This window comes from Sphingomonas naasensis, from assembly GCF_004792695.1.
Classification (GTDB): Bacteria; Pseudomonadota; Alphaproteobacteria; order Sphingomonadales; family Sphingomonadaceae; genus Sphingomonas; species Sphingomonas naasensis.
The window spans coordinates 175351-193982 of the sequence record NZ_SRXU01000005.1; the positions used below are offsets into that span (position 1 = coordinate 175351).

13 protein-coding genes are annotated in these 18632 nt (G+C 67.1%); 5 read left to right on the forward strand and 8 right to left on the reverse strand.

Going from position 1 to position 18632, the window contains the following annotated elements:
* Positions 1-94: 94 nt before the first annotated feature.
* Together E5A74_RS12790 and E5A74_RS12795 are read left to right on the forward strand one after the other, a co-directional pair.
* Positions 95-2350 (forward strand): TonB-dependent receptor, encoded by a 2256-nt coding sequence (locus E5A74_RS12790; RefSeq protein WP_135985518.1) that lies wholly within the window; start codon positions 95-97, stop codon positions 2348-2350.
* A gap of 77 nt (positions 2351-2427) precedes the next feature.
* Positions 2428-3681, forward strand: a complete 1254-nt coding sequence (locus E5A74_RS12795) for a spinster family MFS transporter (RefSeq protein ID WP_135985520.1) — start codon at positions 2428-2430, stop codon at positions 3679-3681.
* Between the two features lie 176 nt (positions 3682-3857).
* Here E5A74_RS12795 and E5A74_RS12800 read toward each other — a convergent pair whose 3' ends face one another.
* The 8 genes from E5A74_RS12800 to ku all read right to left on the reverse strand — a co-directional run bounded on the left by E5A74_RS12800 (position 3858) and on the right by ku (position 16092).
* Positions 3858-4286, reverse strand: coding sequence for a hypothetical protein (locus tag E5A74_RS12800; protein ID WP_135985522.1), 429 nt, complete (start codon positions 4284-4286; stop codon positions 3858-3860).
* A gap of 70 nt (positions 4287-4356) precedes the next feature.
* Positions 4357-5928: a peptide chain release factor 3 gene (locus tag E5A74_RS12805; protein ID WP_135985524.1), complete on the reverse strand. Its 1572-nt coding sequence runs from the start codon at positions 5926-5928 to the stop codon at positions 4357-4359.
* Positions 5929-6026: 98 nt separating this feature from the next.
* Positions 6027-7658: an alkaline phosphatase D family protein gene (locus tag E5A74_RS12810; protein ID WP_135985526.1), complete on the reverse strand. Its 1632-nt coding sequence runs from the start codon at positions 7656-7658 to the stop codon at positions 6027-6029.
* Between the two features lie 24 nt (positions 7659-7682).
* On the reverse strand, positions 7683-10925 hold the full coding sequence (locus E5A74_RS12815) for a TonB-dependent receptor domain-containing protein (protein WP_135985528.1): 3243 nt from the start codon (positions 10923-10925) through the stop codon (positions 7683-7685).
* A gap of 90 nt (positions 10926-11015) precedes the next feature.
* Positions 11016-12002 carry a FecR family protein gene (locus tag E5A74_RS12820; RefSeq protein WP_135985530.1) on the reverse strand — a complete coding sequence of 329 codons (987 nt, stop codon included), beginning with the start codon at positions 12000-12002 and terminating at the stop codon, positions 11016-11018.
* Positions 11971-12573: an RNA polymerase sigma factor gene (locus tag E5A74_RS12825; protein ID WP_135985532.1), complete on the reverse strand. Its 603-nt coding sequence runs from the start codon at positions 12571-12573 to the stop codon at positions 11971-11973. Before E5A74_RS12825 ends, E5A74_RS12820 begins: the two co-directional genes overlap by 32 nt.
* Positions 12574-12669: 96 nt before the next feature.
* Positions 12670-15198, reverse strand: a complete 2529-nt coding sequence (gene ligD, locus E5A74_RS12830; RefSeq protein ID WP_135985534.1) for a DNA ligase D — start codon at positions 15196-15198, stop codon at positions 12670-12672.
* A 3-nt stretch (positions 15199-15201) separates the two neighbouring features.
* Positions 15202-16092, reverse strand: coding sequence for a non-homologous end joining protein Ku (gene ku, locus E5A74_RS12835; protein ID WP_135985536.1), 891 nt, complete (start codon positions 16090-16092; stop codon positions 15202-15204).
* Positions 16093-16297: 205 nt separating this feature from the next.
* Between ku and pdxH the strand changes: the two genes are divergently transcribed.
* The 3 genes from pdxH to E5A74_RS12850 are packed head-to-tail and all read left to right on the forward strand — an operon-like array spanning position 16298 to position 18629.
* Positions 16298-16879, forward strand: coding sequence for a pyridoxamine 5'-phosphate oxidase (pdxH, locus tag E5A74_RS12840; protein WP_135985538.1), 582 nt, complete (start codon positions 16298-16300; stop codon positions 16877-16879).
* Positions 16876-17787 (forward strand): cation diffusion facilitator family transporter, encoded by a 912-nt coding sequence (locus E5A74_RS12845; protein WP_135985541.1) that lies wholly within the window; start codon positions 16876-16878, stop codon positions 17785-17787. Before pdxH ends, E5A74_RS12845 begins: the two co-directional genes overlap by 4 nt.
* Entirely contained in the window at positions 17784-18629 is an 846-nt protein-coding gene (locus E5A74_RS12850; protein WP_135985543.1) for a PhzF family phenazine biosynthesis protein, read from the forward strand. The genes E5A74_RS12845 and E5A74_RS12850 overlap by 4 nt, the downstream gene beginning before the upstream one ends.
* Positions 18630-18632: the final 3 nt, after the last annotated feature.

Below are 18632 nucleotides of genomic sequence, written 5' to 3' on the forward strand. Positions count from 1 at the left end.
CTTCCAAGTTGAAACCCGGTTCAGGTTTCAGTATAGCCTGTTTCGACAGCTTACAACCCGCACGAGACCGGGTCGAATTCTGGGGAGGAAAACCATGTCACGCCTGAACTCCGTCCGCGCGATTCTCCGAGCCGGCGCTGCCCTTGCGGCGCTCGCCGCCGCGCCCGCCTTCGCGCAAGACCATGATGCGAACGCCGCCGCCTTCGCGCAGGCCGCCGAGGAAGCCACCCAGGCCGTTGCCGAAGAGACCGGCGAAATCACCGTCACTGCGCGGCGCCGCGAGGAAAGCCTGATCGACGTACCGATCTCGATGTCGGTGGTCTCGGGCGACGCGCTGGTCCGCACCGGCGCGACCGACATCACCGCGCTGCAGGACAAGACCCCGAACCTGACGCTGCAGATCGCGCGCGGCTCGAACTCGACGCTGATCGCGTTCAGCCGCGGCGTCGGCCAGCAAGACCCGCTCTGGGGCTTCGAGCCCGGCGTCGCGCTCTATCTCGACGACGTCTATGTCGCGCGTCCGCAGGGCGCAGTGCTCGACATTTTCGACGTCGAGCGCGTCGAGGTGCTGCGCGGCCCGCAGGGCACGCTCTATGGCCGCAACACGATCGGCGGCGCGGTCAAATATGTCACCAAGCGGCTCGGCCATGATTTCGAGGCCAAGGCGCGGGTTTCCTATGGCTCGTACAACCAGATCGATCTGATCGGGCAGGTCACCGTCCCCGTCGGCGACATCCTCTCGATCGGCGGCGCGGTCGCGCAATATTGGCGCGACGGCTATGGCGAGAACCTGACCACCGGGGTGGACCAGTACAACAAGAACGTCCTCGCCGCGCGGCTCTCGGCCGAGCTGACGCCGTCGGACAATATCTTCGTGCGCGTCTCGGGCGATCGCATCCTCGACACCTCGCTGCCGCGGCACGGCACCCGGCTGCTGCCCAACGGCACCGACCCGATCTATGCGCCGACCGATAGCGTCTACGACACCCGCGCCGGCATCGGCGACGACAACCGCGTCGAGACCAAGGGGCTCTCGGCGACCGGCGAGATCGGCCTGACCGACACGCTGACCTTCAAGACGATCACTGCCTGGCGCGAGGGCCATACCGACACGCTGATCGACTTCGACAACACCGAGCGCCCGACGCTCGACGTGCCCGCGCAATATGACGACCGCCAGTTCACCCAGGAATTGCAGCTGCTCTACGAAGGCGATCGCGCGCAGGGCGTGGTCGGCCTCTATTATCTCAACGGCCGCGCCAGCGGCGCGTTCGACACCGTCGTCGGGCTGCTCAACACCACCACGCTGACCTCGGGCACGGTGCTGACCAAGAGCTATGCCGCGTTCGGCGATCTGAGCTTCGACCTGACCGAGCAGTTCAAGGTCTCGGTCGGCGCGCGCTACACCAAGGACGACAAGACCGGCACGGTCTTCCGCCGCAACTATACCGGCATCCGCAGCCCGGTTTTCGGCAACGCCACCGCGGTGCCCGGGCTGATCCGCACCGATTACACCAACAGCCGCAGCTTCGAGAAATTCACCCCGCGGGTGAGCGTGAGCTACCAGCCGAGCGCCGACCTCAATTTCTATGCGAGCTATGGCCAGGGCTTCAAATCGGGCGGCTTCGACATGCGCGGCGACGCGGTGTTCACGCCGACCACGGTCGACGGCTACGAGCCCGAGACGATCGATAGCTACGAACTGGGGATGAAGGGCGCGTTCCTCGACCGGACGCTGTTCGTCAATCTTGCCGGCTTCTATTCGAACTACAAGGACCAGCAGGTCACGATCCAGGTGCCGGCGCTGCCGAGCGGGATCGCCAGCTTCGTCGACAATGCCGGCAAGGCCGACATTTACGGGCTCGAGCTCGAGATGCGCGCAGTGCCGTCGCGCCATTTCACCGCGAGCGCGGCGCTCGGCTACACCCATGCCGACTATAAGGAGTTCCTGACCTTCATCGCCGGCGGCACCACCCCGGTCGACGTCGCCGATCAGCGCGCCTTCCAGAACACCCCCGAATGGACGGCGAACGTCTCGGCGACCTGGTCCGAAGACCTCGCCGGCGGCACGATCGCGTTCACCCCTTCGGTGTCGCTGCGCAGCGACGTCCAGATGTTCGAGATCGCGACTCCGGCGCTCGATCAGGACGGCTATGCGCTGGTCGACGCCGCGCTCAACTGGACCTCGGGCAGCGGCCGTTACCGGATCGGCATCGCCGGCCGCAACCTGACCGACACGCGCTACCGCGTCGGCGGCTACAATTTCCCGGGCGCGTTCACCGGCAATTCGATCATCGGCTATTACGGCCCGCCGCGCACCGTGACCGGGACGCTCGAAGTCCGCTTCTGATCCGGCGATCCTGCCCAACGTCCTTCGCGAGCCGGGTGTCCGATGACATCCGGCTCGCTTGCTTCGAAGGAGCCCCGATGCCCGCCAGCACCTCCGTTCCGAACCGCCGCTATCCCGCGATCGTCCTCGCGATGCTGCTCCTCGTCTACAGCTTCAATTTCCTCGACCGGCAGATCCTCTCGATCCTCGCCCAGCCGGTGAAGAAGGATCTCGGGCTCGACGACGCGCAGCTCGGCATGCTCGGCGGCCTCGCCTTCGCCGCGCTCTATTCGACGCTGGCGATTCCGCTGGCACTACTCGCCGACCGGACCAGCCGGACCTGGGTGATCACCGTCTCGCTGGGAGTGTGGAGCGCGTTCACCGCTTTGTGCGGCTTCGCGCAGAATTTCACGACGATGTTCCTGTTCCGGCTCGGCGTGGGGGTCGGCGAGGCGGGCGGGGTGGCGCCGAGCTACGCGCTGATCGCGGATTATTTCCCGCCCGAGAAGCGCGCGCGGGCGCTGGCGATCTATTCGCTCGGCATTCCGCTCGGCGCCGCGGGCGGGGTGCTGCTGGGCGGCTATATCGCGCAGAATGTCGAATGGCGGGCCGCGTTCGTCACCGTCGGCGTGGCGGGGCTGGTGATCGCGCCCTTCTTCCGGCTGATCGTAAAGGACCCGCCGCGCGCCGCGGCCAGGGCCGATGCGGCGCCGGTGTCGCAGGTGTTCGCGATCCTCGCGGCCAAGCCGAGCTTCTGGCTGATGGCGTTCGGCGCGGCGGCGGGATCGATGTGCGGATATGGCGTGGCGTTCTGGCTGCCGAGCCTGATGCAGCGCAGCTTCGGACTGACGCTGGTCGAGACCGGCCAGTTCTTCGGCGCGCTGCTGCTCAGCGGCGGCGTCGCGGGGATCCTGATCGGCGGCTGGATGGGCGACCGGCTGGGCGCGCGCGACCGGCGCTGGTACGCGCTGGCGCCGGCGATCTGCTATGCCGCGGGGGCGCCGCTGTTCATCGCCGGGGTGCTGTCGAGCAGCTGGCCGATCGCCTTCGCGCTGTTCCTGCTGCCGCAGGCTCTGGTCTATGTCTGGCTCGGGCCGGTGCTGACCGCGGTCCAGCATCTCGTGCCGGCGCAGATGCGCGCCACCGCCTCGGCGAGCTTCCTGCTGATCAACAATCTGATCGGGCTGGGGCTGGGCAGCTGGGCGATCGGCGCGCTGTCGAAGGCGCTGACCCCGGCTTATGGCGACGAGGCATTACGCTACGCGATCGCGGCAGGGCTGGGGTTGTATCTGGTCGCGGGCGCGCTGATGGCGCTGGCGAGCCGGTTCCTCAAACGCGACTGGGTCGACTAGACCGCGCCGAGGCGGCTGTTCAATCCTCCCCCGCCAGGGGGAGGTGGCACGCGCATGCGTGACGGAGGGGGCGGACTCACTGCGCTGCGTCGGAGAGGACATCGCCCACCTCCCCCTCCGTCGCCTTCGGCGCCACCTCCCCCTTGCGGGGGGAGGATTTGGGAACGCGTTTCGACCTAGTGCGCGGTGAGGCAGTTGATCGCCTCGCGCGCCGAGACGAAATGCCGGAACTCGCGCTGCGCCGCGACGCGCTGATACTGGATCTTCTGCAACGTACTGCCGGCGAGGATCGCGATGCGGTCCGAGGCGGGGGCGTGCTTGGCGGCGAGCATCGCGACGCGCTCGGCGACGGTCTGCGAGAGGAGCTGCGCGCCGCGCACGTCGATCAGCGTGCGGAACCGGCCATAGGCGATGCCGCTGCGGTTCATCGCGCGGACCGTCGCCTCGACCGCCTCGTCGAACCAGCCGACGGTCTCCTCATCCCAGAAGCCGTCAAAGGTGAAGCGGACATGACGGTGCGCGGCGTGAATCTCGGCCCGGAACAGGGGATTGGCCTCGATCGAGCGCAGATGCATTTGCAGATCGATGTCCAACGCGCGCGCCATTTCACCCTCATCCGATAATGGATGAGACTAGCGCGCGAGGCGTTGCCAATCGCTTAGCGTAACGACCGGCCTAGCGCTCGCGCGTCGCCGCGAACTTCACCCTGGCGTAGCGATCGGCGATATAGCCGACCTCCCACGCCGATTTGGCGAGGAACACCGGGTTGCCGTCGCGATCCCTCGCCATCGCGCCGCGATTGAGGCTGGTGAACTCCTCGAGATCCTTCGGATCCTCGGCCGACACCCAGCGCGCGGTCTCGAACGGCGCGGGCTCGAGCCCGGCGGCGACCTTGTACTCGGCATCGAGCCGGCTGAGCAGCACCTCGAGCTGGAGCTGGCCGACCACGCCGATGATCCAGTTCGAGCCGATCTCGGGATAGAAGACCTGCGTCACGCCTTCCTCGGCCATGTCGTCGAGCGCCTTGCGCAGCTGCTTGGTCTTGGTCGGATCCTTGAGCTGGACGCGGCGCAGAATCTCGGGGGCGAAATTGGGCAGGCCGGTGAAGCGGACATCGGCGCGCTCGCTGAGCGTGTCGCCGACCCGCAGCGTGCCGTGATTGGGAATGCCGATGATGTCGCCGGGAAACGCCTCGTCCGCCAGCTCGCGCTCGCGGGCGAAGAACAGGATCGGCGAATGGATCGCGATCGGCTTGCCGTGCCCGCTGGGCGTCAGCTTCATGCCGCGCTTGAAGGTGCCCGAGACCAGCCGCATGAACGCGATGCGATCGCGGTGGTTGGGATCCATATTGGCCTGGACCTTGAACACGAAGCCGGTGACTTCGTCGTGGCTGGGCTCGACCGGGGCGGGCTCGGCGGGCTGGGGCCGCGGCGGCGGGGCGAAGCTGGCGAGCGCCTCGATCAGCGAATCGACGCCGAACTCCTTGAGCGCCGAGCCGAAATAGACCGGAGTAAGATCGCCATGGCGATAGGCCTCGGCGTCGAACTCGGGATAGCCGACACCGGCCAGCTCGACCTCTTCGCGCAGCTTGGCGAGATTGTCGGCGCTCAGGATCGCGTCGAGCTGCGGATCGTCGAGCCCGCTGGTCTGGACCACCTTGCCCTGGAACTCGCGGCTATTGCCTTCGGGGAGCAGCAGGCGGTGGGTGGCGAGGTCGTAGATCCCCTCGAAATTGCCGCCCATGCCCACCGGCCAGGTCATCGGCGTCACGTCGAGCGCGAGCAGGTTCGCCACCTCGTCGAGGATGTCGAAGACCTCGCGGCCCTCGCGATCGACCTTGTTGACGAAGGTGATGATCGGCACGTTGCGCAGCCGACAGACCTCGAACAATTTCCGCGTCTGGCTCTCGATGCCCTTGGCGACGTCGATCACCATCACCGCCGAATCGACCGCGGTGAGCGTGCGATAGGTGTCTTCCGAGAAATCCTCGTGGCCCGGCGTGTCGAGCAGGTTGAAGGTGATCCCCTCGCGCTCGAAGGTCATCACCGACGAGGTGACCGAGATGCCGCGCTGCTGCTCGATCTTCATCCAGTCCGAGCGCGCACGGCGGGCGGCGCCGCGCGCCTTGACCTCGCCGGCGAGGTGGATCGCGCCGCCGAACAGCAGCAGCTTCTCGGTGAGCGTGGTCTTGCCCGCGTCGGGGTGCGAGATGATCGCGAAGGTGCGGCGGTCTTGCGGAGAGGGCATCTATGGGTTCCGTTCGCACCGAGCAGGTCGAGGCGCGATTCTGTCGTGCCGCGCGGTAGAAGAACCACCGCGCTTCGACAAGCTCGGGGACGAACGGATCAGGCGGCGAAGACCCTCCGCCCGCGCTCGACCGCCATCCGGTGGGTGCCGGCGAGGCCGGTGTCGCGCGTCTTGATCGTCTTGAGGAACTGCCATTCGCCGGTGACGCGGCGCGGGGTGACTTCGATCATCATATAGCCGCGGCGGCTGATATCGGCCCATTTGAGCTCGGGATTGGCGGCGACGAAGCCCTGCGCGACGACCTTCGGATCGGCGGCCATGTTGCCCTCCATGCCGTTCGAGGTGACCGCCTGCCCGGCGAACTCGACGCCGGCGGGCCGGCCGTCCTCGATCAGGCCATAGGCCCAGGCATTGTGGCTGTCGCCGGCGAGCATCACCAGATCGGCATCGGCCGCCTGCGCCGCGCGGAGCAGCCGCGACCGCGCCGCGGGATAGCCGTCCCAGCGATCCATCCACATCGGCAGGCCGAGGCGCGCCGCGCGGGCATCGTTGCGGAAGCTGGTGACGGTCTTGTCGCTGGCGTCGGGGCGGAGCCAGCCGACTGCGTCCTGCGGCATCACCGTCCGGCCGAGGATCGTGCCCATCCCGACCAGCTGCCATGCGGTGGTGCGGGCATTGGCCTTGAATGCGTGCGCCAGCCAGCTCTCCTGCGTGGTGCCGAGCATCGTCGCCGAGGGATCCTGCCAGACCCCGTCGCGGAACGTGGCGAGCGCGGCATCGGGATTGCCCGCCTTGAACGCCGCGTCGATATCGGCGGGCCGGGTGCGCGCGAGCAGACGCGATTCGGTGCGGTAGAGCGTCGCCAGCGTGCCGATCGGATAGGCCTTCCACGGCTCGTCCGAGACCGGCATCCATTCGCGATAGACCTGCATCGCGGCGGCGCGGCGCAGATTCCACTCGCCTTCCTTCGCGGGCTGGTGGTTCTGCGCGCCGCCTTCCCAGCTGTCGTTGCTCGATTCGTGATCGTCCCACAGCGCGACCATCGGCGCCATCTGGTGCAGCCGCTGGAGATCGGGATCGGCGCGGTAGCAGGCGTGGCGCAGGCGATAGTCGGCGATCGCGAGAATCTCGTGATCGGGCGCGAGCGTGCGCTCGGCGAGGACGCGGGCGTCGGTCGCCGCCGGCTTGCCGGCCTCGTAGATATAGTCGCCGACGTGCAGCCAGAGATCGAGATCGTCACGCGCGGCGGCATGGCCATAGGCGTTGAACCAGCCGAACGGCAGGTTCGAGCAGGAGAAGACGCCGAGCCCGAAGCGGCCGACATTGCCCACCGGCAAGGTTTTGGTGCGGCCGACCGGCGACTTGCTGCCATCGGGGGCGACGAAACGGTACCAATAGACCGTTCCCGGCTTGAGCCCGTCGACGGTGATCTTGGCGGTCCAGTCGCGCCACGGGCCGGTCTGCACCGTGCCGCCGGCGATGGGGCGGGTGAAGCCGGGATCGAGCGCCAGCTCGGCCTCGAGCCGGATCGCGCCGTCGCCCCCGGCGGGAACGTAGCGCGTCCACAGCAGCATCGAATCGGGCCCGGGCTCGCCGCTGGCGACATTGTGGGTGAACCCCTGCGCGCCGAGCAGATCCCCGGCGAGCGCGCGGCCGGCCGGGAGCGCGAGCGCGCCCAGCCCGAGCGCGGCGCCGACGACGAGACGGCGGCGATCGATCATCAGAACCATGTGCTTCTCCCGCTTCCGTTCAGCTCAGAAAGTGCCCTTGATCCCGACATTCCACATCGAGCCGTAGATGCTGTATTGCTGCACCCGGCCGGGGACGTTCGAGTAGATCACGTCGGGCGCGTTGAAGATGTTGCGCCCCGCCAGCATCAGATCGAAATTCTTCGACAGCTTGTAGTTGACGCTGACGTTCCACAGCTCGCGCGGGGCGTGGTAGAGGATGCCGTTGTTCGCGGTGGTCGGCGTGTTGCTCAGCGCGCTGGTGCGGTATTTGTCCTGCCAGTTGCCGGTGAGCTGCACGTCGAAGCCCGAATAGCTGTAGCGGAAGCCCCAATTGGCTGCCTTTTTGGGCATGTTCACGCGCTCGCCATCGGGATCGATCATCGTCAGCGAGGCGCGCATGCCGAAGCCCTTCAGCGCGCCGGGCAGGAAATTGAACTGCTGATCATATTCGAGGATCACGCCCTCATTGGTGCTGATCCCCGGCGCGTTCTGCGCGCTGCGGAAGATATAGCCCGGATAATCGCCCGCGCTGTAGCCGACATCCTCGGGGTTCACGGTGATGCCGGTGACCTGCATGTCCTTGATGTCGAGCCGGTAATAGGAAATCCCGACGACACCCGAGGGCTCGAGGAAATATTGCAGCCCGGCGAAATATTTGGTCGAGTGCTCGGGCTTGAGCAGCGTGTTGGGGACGCTGACGATCTGGGTGTCGTCGTTGACCGAGGTGACGCCGCCGAGATTGCCGTAATCGGGCCGCAGGATCGACTGGCTATAGGCGAACTGGCCGACGAGATTGTCGGTGAAATCGTACTTGATCCCGCCGCTCAGGAACCAGTCGTCATATTCGCCGTGGCGCGTCGACCAGGTGCCGCCATTATATTGGTAGAGCAGCCCCTCGACCGTGCTGACCGACAGGCCGGCGGCGGTGACGTCCTTGACCGGGCGGACATTGGCGACCCGCGCCCCGGTCTTCGTCTTCTCATAGCGCAGCCCGAGATCGAATTTGGCCCGGCCGACGCGGGTCTGGAGCTCGGCATAGCCGGCGAAGACGTCTTCCCGGACGCGCTTGTTGTTGTCGAGATCGCGCTTCAGATTGCCGACGGTGTCGGGCACGAAATATTCGGGATGCGCCGCGAAGATATCGTACATCGCGTAGTTGCTGTCGGCGCGCCAGTTCTGCTGGTTCATGTTGCCGGCATCGAAGCCGATGATCCGGAAATCATAATTGCGGGTCCACGGGATCACTGCCTCGGGCGTCTTCTGGGTCAGATCGCCGGTAGGGCCGACATATTGAAACTGGTCGTACGAGCCCTCGTTGGTGCGCCAGTCGTTGCTGCGCAGCCCGACGCCGCCGAGCGCGGTGAACGGCACCCCGGCGATGGCGAACTTCTTCTTCAGATCGAGATTGCCGCCATACATCTCGTTGACGGCATTGGATTCCGAGGTGCGGATGTTGTTGCCGATATCGTCGTCGCGGTTGAAGCTGGTCGGATCGCCCCAGGGCCGGCCGGCGGTCTGGTTGAGCGTCCATTCGTTCGAGCTCGTCGACGGGCGATCGAGCGTGAAGCCGATCCGCGTCAGATAGCTGTCGGTGCGCTGGAAAAAGCCCTTCGAATTGTCGCGGAAGTTGAATTCCGAGCTCGAATAGCTGCCGCGCAGCACCGCCTCGAAGCTGTCGTCCTTATATTCGAGCTTGGGCGCGACCAGCCATGCCGGGGTGCCGGCATAGCGATGCGAATATTGGGTGTGCAGCCGCGTGTTGGTCCCGTTCGGATTGACCACGATGTGCGTCGGGGTCGAATCGGCGGTGGCGCGCGACACCGTCGTCGTGCCGAAGATCAGATAGGTGTACTGGTTGAAATATTCGACGTCGTAGAACGAGTAGCTGCTCCTGAGCGACAGGGTCAGCTTGTCGCTGGCCTTGTAGTCGAGGCTGAGATTGGCGGCCTCGCGGTGGGTGAACTTCGGGCCCGGGCGCCACATCACCTGATAGGGCATGATCCGGCCGCCCGGGAGATAGGACCAGTCGGTCTGGATGCGATCCTGCTGGACGTAATTGGCGTTGTAGCTGGCGTTAAACGCCACGCCGAGCGTGCCATCGAGAAAGACGTCGGCATAGCCGATCTGCGCCGAGGGATAGATGCGCGCATGCTTGCGGTCGTCGGGGGCATAGGCCGAAGAGAAGCCCGCATCCGAGGTGCCGACCGCGCCGAGCTGGAAGCGGAGCAGCCGGCCCTTGCGCTGAAACGCGTATTTGCTGCGCAGATTGATGCTGCCGCCGGGCGAATCGGCGTCCATGCTCGCGGTCAGCGTGTTGTTGAGCTCGATCGAATCGATGCCGGTGATCGACATCTGCTCGAACGAATTCTGCCGGCCGTTATTGTTGTTCGAGGTGGCGGTCGCCATGCGCGCGCCGTCGGTGGTGAAGGTCGAATATTTCGGATCGAGCCCGCCGATGCGCACCGCGGTGGCGTCGACCTCGGTATAGTCGAGCGAGATGCCCGGCATGTTCTTCATGAACTCGCCGACATCGCCCATGGTGAGCGCGCCGAAATTGTCGGCGGCGACGACGTTCTTGGCGTTGGGCGCGGCGCGGCGCTCCATGATCGCGCTGGCCTGGCCCGAGCGGATCGCGGTGATCACCAGCTCGTTCGCATCGAGCGCCGCCGCCTCCGATGCCGCGCCGAGCTGGATGTCGAGCGTCGCGACCTGACCGGCGACGACATTGGCGACCAAGCGCTGCTCGGCGAGGCCGGTGTAGCGCACCACCACGGTCGCCTCGCCCGCCGGCACCCCGGTCAGGCGAAAGTCACCGTCATCCTCGGACAGCGCGCGGATCGACGTGCCTTCGACCTGGACTTCGGCGTTGCGGACAAATTCGCCGGTCGCGGTGTTGAACACGCGGCCGCGCACGCTGCCGGTGCCGACGCCCTGCATCTGCCCCGCCCCGGTCGACGTGCCCGCCGACGATCGCAACGTGATGATCTGGCCGTCATCCGAATCGATCCGGAGCGGCGTGCCGGCGATCAGCCGGCGCAGCGCGACGCGGACCTCCATGCGACCCTTCACCGCCGGCGTCGAAATGCCCTGCAGATCGCGCGCGGGGGCGACGATCTGGATCTGCGCCTGCCGCGCCAGCTCGGGGATGGCGCGGACCGCGGGCTGCGCGGGAATGTCGAAGACGCGCTCCTGCGCCTGCGCCGGCATGGCGATCGAGAGTGCGGCGACGGCGGCCCCGCAGGCGAGGACGGAGTGACGGGAAAACATTGTGGCAGACCCCCAATTGCCGCTTCTGTCGCGGCGTTCGGGGGTTGAGAGCCGCCGGCGATCTGGTTCCGCTACCGTGCCGGAAAATTTTTAACGCGGTGCGGCATCGCGGGTGAGGACGACCCGATCGCCGCGCTGCTCCATCCGCGCGTCGAACACCCGCGCGGTGGCGCGACTGAAGCCGACCGGATCATTGGCGGCGAACAGCCCGGTCACCGGCTCGCGGGCGAGCGCGGGATCGCGGATCTCGATGCGGATGTCGCTGTAGCGCGCGAAGGCCTCGGCCGCCTCGGCGAGCGTCTCGCCCTCGAAGGCCAGCCTGCCCTCGCGCCACGCGAGCTCGCGGGTGACGATCTCGGGCGCGATCGGCTGCGGACGTCCCGACTCGTCGAGAACCAGTCTGCTATTGGCGGGAAGCAGCGCGGCGCTCGCCGACGCGGCAGGATCGGGGGTCCGCAAATCGACCTCGCCGCGATCGACCAGCACGTCGACGGGCTTGCCCGCGAGCTTGCGGACGCGGAACCCCGCCTGGCCGGTGCGCAGCCGGCGGCCGTCGACCTCGACGATGAACGGGCGCGGATCGCGCGCGACCGAGAAATAGGCCTCGCCCTCGATCAGGCTGACGACGCGCGCGTCCGCGCCTTCGCGCACCCGGATGCTGCTCGACGTGTTGAGCAGCACGGTCGAGCCGTCGCCGAGCGGGACGAGGCGGATCTCGCCGCGCCCGGTGCGGATGACCGCGCCGGCGCTGGGGATGTTGAGCCCCAGCGCCACCAGCGTGGCCGAGAGCACGGCACCGCCGCCCCAGCTCAGCAGCTTGCGCCGCGACGCGCCCGGCGGCGTCGGTTTCGGCGCCTCGAACGCCGCCGGATCGAAATCCGGACCGAGCGCCTGCGCGGACTCGCTCATCACCGACAGCGCCTGCGCGCGGAGCAGCGCGCCCTTGCGGCGGGGATCGCCGGCGCACCAGGCCTCGAACGCGGTTGCTTCGTTGGGAGTCAGCGGCCCACGATCCAGTCGCGCCGCCCAATCGGACGCCGCCTGATCAATGTCGCGACTGGTTTCTCGCTCGGCCATCTAGTGAGGCAAACTCCGCTTCCATGCTCCTAGAGGTTTGGGCCCGTGCCTTTCCGCCACGCCCGAACCAATCAATCAAGAATCGGATGCCTCGTGAAATATGCGTTTCGACCGTATTCTCCGATATGCGCATCTGCGCCGCGATCTCGCGCTGTGGCAAGCCTTCGACCCGGCGCAGGATGAACGCCTCGCGCGTCTTGCCCGGCATCGCCGCGATCGCGCAGGCGAGCTGGCGCAATTCGTCGCGATCGATCGCGACCTGCTCGGGCGAGGCGGCGTCGTCGGGGAGCGCGAGCCGCTCGAGATCCTCGACGGCGTGGATCGGGACGATCCGGGTGCGCCGGACATGGCGGGTGATCACCGAGCGCGCGACCTGGAACAGATAGGCGCGCGGATGCTGGATCGCCTCGACGCTCTCGAGCTCGGCGAGGATCGTGTAGGATTCCTGGAGGATGTCGTCGGGATCGAGGCCCGGCAGCGCGCGCCGCGCCAGCCAGCCGCGCAGCGCGGGCTCGTGCGGCAGGATATGGCGCAACAGCCAGCGCGCTCTTTCCCTGTCGGTGCCGTTCATTGCTGACCCGCTGCCCGGATTGCCCTTCCGCGGCGTGCCTAGACGGCGATTGTGACACTCCGGCTGCTTCCGCGTGACGGCCGCAGCGCGCGGAGGTCAGAGATCGGGCAGCGTCTGCCCACCCTCGCCCCAGCCCTGCAGCGCGCGGCCGGCGGCGCGCTCAAGCAAGGTCGCGGCGTCGCGGATCGTGAAGCGCTTGGCCGATTCGAGATCGCGCAGCTCGCTCCACGTGATCGGCGCGGCGACGGGGGCGTTCTCGCGGGCGCGCGCGACATAGGGGAGCACCGCGGTGGCGCCGCGCTGGTTGCGCAGATAGTCGATGAAGATCTTGCCCTTGCGCGTCGCCTTTTTGAGATTGGCGGTGAAGCGCTCGGGCTCGGCAGTCGAAAGCGCGCGGGCGAAGCGCTCGGCGAAGCTGCGCACCGCGGGCCATTCGGCCTGCGGGACCAGCGGCACCACGACATGCACGCCCTTGCCGCCCGAGAGCAAAGGCCAGCTCGTCAGCCCGATATCGGCGAGATGGCCCTTGAGGTCCTCGGCCGCTTTCTTGACCATCGCGAAATCGAGCCCTTCGTCGGGATCGAGATCGAAGACGAGGCGATCGGGCTTCTCGATATCGGCGACGAGGCTGCCCCAGCCATGGAACTCGATCGTGCCCATCTGGACGCAGGCCATCATCCCGTCGAGGCTGTCGACATAGAGATAAGGCTCGATCGAGCCGTCCTTCTCGCGGACATCGACATGATGGACATGCGCGCCGAAGCTGCCGGCGTCGTGCTTCTGGAAGAAGCAATGCCTGGCGCGACCCTGCGGGCAGCGGACGAGGCTGATCGGACGATTGGCGAGCCAGCGCAACGCCGCCGGCGCGACTGCGGCATAATAATCGGCGAGCTGGCCCTTGGTGAGGCCTGCCTCGGGATAGATCACCCGATCGCGGCTGCTGATCTTGACGCTCGATTGCGGCACGGGCGGTGTCTCGGGAAGCGGCGCGGGCTTCTCGACGACGACGTCCTTCGGCTTCTTGTCCTCGCGCAGGCCGAGGAAGCTGGCGTGGCGGACGACGTTCTCGGCGGTGAACTCGGCAAAGGCCACTTCGGCGACCAGCTGCGGCTTGAGCCATTGCGCCCCGCGCGCCTCGGGTCGGGGGACCTTCGCCGGCGCGTCCTTCGCGCCGATCTTGTCGAAGCGCTCGCGCAGATCGTGGAGCGTCGCCTGGTTGAAGCCGGTGCCGACCTTGCCCGCATAGACCAGCCCGTCGGGCCCGTTGAGCGCGAGCAGCAGGGAGCGGAAGCCGCGCCCCTTCGCGCTGCTCGGCGTCCAGCCGATGATCACGAATTCCTGGCGCCGGATGCACTTGATCTTGAGCCACGCCTTGGTGCGCGCGCTGCGATAGGGCGCATCGGCGCGCTTCGAGACCACGCCCTCATAGCCGGCGCGGCACATCTCCTCGAACAGCTTCTCGCCGGCGCCGACGATATGTTCGGAGAACTGGATGCGCGTATCGGCGCCTTCGAGCAGAACGCGCAGGCGCTCCTTGCGCGCGAGCTGGGGCAGCCTGGTCGTGTCTTCGCGATCGGCGAGCAAGTCGAACGCGAAGAAGCTCAGCCCCTCGCCGCCATTGGCGATGGCTTCCTGCAGGGTCGAGAAGTCGGGCTTGCCGTCCTTGGTCGCAATGATCTCGCCGTCGATCAGTGCCGGTGCCGGCAGCGTCTTCGCTGCCTCGGCGATGCCGGGAAACTTGTCGGTCCAGTCGAGCCCGGAGCGCGTGTAGATTTTCGGTCCTTTGGCCCCGGTCGCGATCAGCGCGCGATAGCCGTCATACTTCACTTCGTGGAGCCACTGGTTGCCGGGCGGAACGCTGTCGACCAGCGTGGCGAGCTGGGGGGCGGTAAAGGCGGGGGGTTTGCTCTTCTTCGATCCTCCCCTGGACGGGGAGGGGGACCGCGCTTGCGCGGTGGAGGGGGCCTTCCGCGAGCGGGACGCGCGTGGCGCCCCGCCTCCACCAGCTTCGCTGGTCCCCCTCCCCGTTCCGGGGAGGATCTTTGCCTTTTTGCCCTCGGCGATCTCCTGCATCGTCCGACCGGTCTTGATGCTGGTGAGCGCGGTCTCGACCAGAAAATCGGTCGCGCCGGCTTCGGCATCGTCGATCTTGCGGAGCAGCCAGTTCTCGCTCTTCTCCTTGCCGCGCGGCTTCAGGCGGATGAGCAGCCATTCGCCTTTCATCCGCTCGCCTTCGAGGCGGAAGTGGAGATGGCCCTTTTCGAGGTCCTTCGCGCTCTTGCCCTCGACCGGCTCCCAGACGCCGTCGTCCCACAGCATCACCGTGCCGCCGCCATATTGGCCCTTGGGGATGGTGCCTTCGAAATCGGCATAGGAGAGCGGGTGATCCTCGGTGCGCACCGCGAGGCGCTTCTCGTCCGGATCGAGGCTGGGGCCGCGGGTGACCGCCCAGCTCTTGAGCACGCCATCGACTTCGAGGCGGAAATCCCAATGCAGCCGGCTGGCATCGTGCTTCTGGACCATGAAGCGGTTGCCGCCGGTGCGCGCGATCTTCCCCGCCGGCTCGGCGGTTTGAGTGAAATCGCGCTTGGCGTTGTATCTGGCGAGGGGATCGCGATCGGCCATGGATCAGGCGCGCTTCCGCGCCGGCGCCTTTTTCGCCGGGGCCGCAGCCTTTTTCGCCGGCGCCTTGACCGGCCTGGTCTTCACCGCCGCGCTCGACTTCGCCTCGGGTTTCTCCAGCGATTTCTTGAGCGCCGCCATCAGATCGACGACGTTCGAGCCGCGGCTCGGCGCGTCGTCGCTCTTGTCCTCGATGATCTTCCGGCCCTTGGCCTTTTTCTTGCGCTCGATCAGATCCTTGAGCGCATCGACATAGCGGTCGTGGAACTCCTTCGGATCGAATTTCGCGACCTTCTTGTCGATCAGCGTCTCGGCGAGGCCGAGCAACTCGGGGTCGGGCGCGGTATCGGGGATGTCGCGGAAATATCCCTGCGCCTTGTTGACCTCATCGGCATAGCGCAGCGTCTCGAGCACCATGCCGCGCCCGCACGGCTTGAGGCTGACGACATATTCGCGGCCGCGCAGCGCGAGCTGGCCGAGTCCGACCTTGCGCGAGCGCCGCAGCGCCTCGCGCAGCACGATGAATGCCTCTTCGGCGAGATCGTCGGCGGGGACGACGAAATAGGGCTTTTCGTAATAGAGCACGTCGATCTCGTCGGCGTCGACGAACTGGGTGAGCTCGAGCGTCTTCTTCGATTCGAGCTTCACCGCATCGATCTCGTCCTGCTCGAGCAGGACATATTGGCCCTTCTCATATTCGAAGCCCTTGACGATCTCGTCGACGTCGACCGGGCCGACGCCGGGGGCGACCTTCTCGTACTTGATGCGCTTGCCCGAGGGCTCGTGGATCTGATGGAAGCTGATCTGCGCCCCCGATTTGGTCGCCGAGTAGATTTCGACGGGGATCGAGACCAGCGCCAGCCGTATCTGTCCCTGCCAATAGGCGCGCGCGGCCATCGTTCGACTCCCTCGTTGCGAAGCCGATTCAATCCGCCAGAAGGGGAGTCGTTCCGATCTCAATTCCTCCCCGGAGGGGGAGGGGGACCGCGAAGCGGTGGAGGGGTAGTTGCCACAAGCGACGTCGCACGTGGAGATTACCCCTCCACCATCCTGCGGATGGTCCCCCTCCCCCTCCGGGGGAGGATCGGCTAAGCGGCAGCTGATGAGCACCACCGATCCCATTCAGCTGTTCGACACATGGTTCGCCGAAGCGCGGGCGAGCGAGATCAATGATTCGAACGCAGTGGCGCTGGCGACGGTCGACGGTGCCGGCCAGCCTTCGGTTCGGATGGTGCTGCTCAAGGGGCACGGGCCCGACGGCTTCGTCTTCTACACCAACCGCGAGAGCCGCAAGGCAGGCGAACTGGCGGCGGTGCCGCGGGCGGCCTTGCTGTTCCACTGGAAATCGCTGCGCCGGCAGATCCGCATCGAAGGCGGGGTGACGCAGGTGAGCGACGCCGAGAGCGACGCCTATTTCGCCAGCCGCAGCCGCGATTCGCAGCTCGGCGCCTGGGCCTCGGACCAGTCGCGCCCGCTCGACGCGCGCGCGACCTTCGAAGCGCGCTACGAGGAGATGCGCGCGCGCTTCGAGGGCGGCGAGGTGCCGCGGCCGCCGCATTGGGGCGGCTATCGCGTGACACCGGCGCGCATCGAATTCTGGCAGGACCGCGCGCACCGGCTGCACGAGCGGCGGCTGTTCGTCCGCGACGGCGACGGCTGGCGCGAAGGGCTGCTCTACCCATGAACCTTGCGCGGCGCGCGGCGCTGGCGAGCGTCGCCTGCGCGATCCTGCTCGGCTGCCTCAAGGCATGGGCGGCGTGGCGGACCGGATCGGTGGCGGTGCTCGCCAGCCTCGCCGACAGCGTGCTCGATCTCGTCGCCTCGCTCGTGACGCTGACCGGCGTCCATGTCGCGTCGCAGCCGGCCGATCACGACCATCGCTTCGGCCATGGCAAGGCCGAGGCGCTCGCCGCGCTGTTCCAGGTCGGGGTGATCGCGGTCTCGGCCTTCGCGATCCTGTTGCAGGCCTCGCAGCGGCTGATGGACCGCCAGACCAGCGTCGAGGCCGAATATGGCATCGCCGTATCGCTGATCGCGATCGGGGTGACGCTGGCGCTGACCCGCTACCAGCGCGCGGTGGTCCGCCGCACCGGATCGATCGCGATCGGGACCGACCGGATCCATTATGAATCGGACCTGTTCCTCAACAGTGCGGTGATCGTCGCGCTGGCGCTCGAAAGCTATGCCGGGATCGCCGGGGCCGACGCGGTGTTCGGCATCGCGATCGGGCTGTGGCTGTTGTTCGGCGCGTGGCGCGCCTCGGTCGACGCGATCGCCCAGCTGATGGACAAGGAATGGCCCGAGGAGAAGCGCCGGCGCTTCGTCGAGGTGGCGGCGCGCCACCCCGAGCTGATCGGGCTGCACGATCTGCGCACGCGGACCAGCGGCAACAAGGACTTCGTCCAGTTCCACATCTGGATGGATCCACAGATGACCGTGCTCGAATCGCACGACGTGGTCGAGCGGCTCGAAAAGGAGCTGGCCGAGGAATTTCCCGACACCGAAGTGCTGATCCATGTCGATCCGGAGGGCCAGGTCGACGAACCCGGCAATCCGCTCGCCGAGACCGATTTGCTCAAGGACACGCGATGAAGCTTCCCTTCGCCCAGATCGACGCCTTTGCCCATCGACCTTTCACCGGCAATCCGGCGGCGGTGATCCCGCTCGATGCGTGGCTCGACGATGTGGTGTTGCAGGCGATCGCGGAGGAGAACAACCTCTCCGAGACCGCCTTCCTCGTTCCCGATGCGAGCGGTGCGGCGGACTACGAATTGCGCTGGTTCACCCCCGCCGTCGAGGTCGCGCTGTGCGGACATGCGACGCTGGCGAGCGGGCACTATATCCTGGCAAGCGATCGGGAACGCGATCGCGTCCGATTCCGCACGCGGCAATCGGGCGTCCTCGAAGTGACGCGGCACGGAAAGGGCTATCAGATGGCATTGCCCGCCTATCCCCCCGTGCCGCAGCAGGTACCCGGGCTACTCGATGCGCTGGGCGTGGCGGAGGCCGAAACCCTGCGCCATCCGCGCGGCTACGACCTGACCGTGCTGGAAAGCGCCGAGGCCGTGCTGGCGCTGACGCCCGATTTTCGCGCGCTCGCCGCGATCGGCGACACGCTCAACATCGTCACCGCGCCGGGCACCGACACCGACGTGATCAGCCGCGTCTTCGCGCCCGCCGCCGGGATCGACGAGGATCCCGTCACCGGATCGGCGCATGCGGTGCTCACCCCTTATTGGGCCGAACGGCTCGGGCGGGATACATTCCGGGCATTCCAGGCGAGCCGCCGCGGCGGATATATCGCCTGCACGCGCGAGCGCGAGCGCGCGATCCTTTTCGGGACGTGTGTGACCGTGATCGAGGGGTCGATCCTGCTGCCGGGGCCTGTCGAGGTGACCGCCTGTTTCCCCACGTCCCGGCCGAAGTCGCAGTGATCG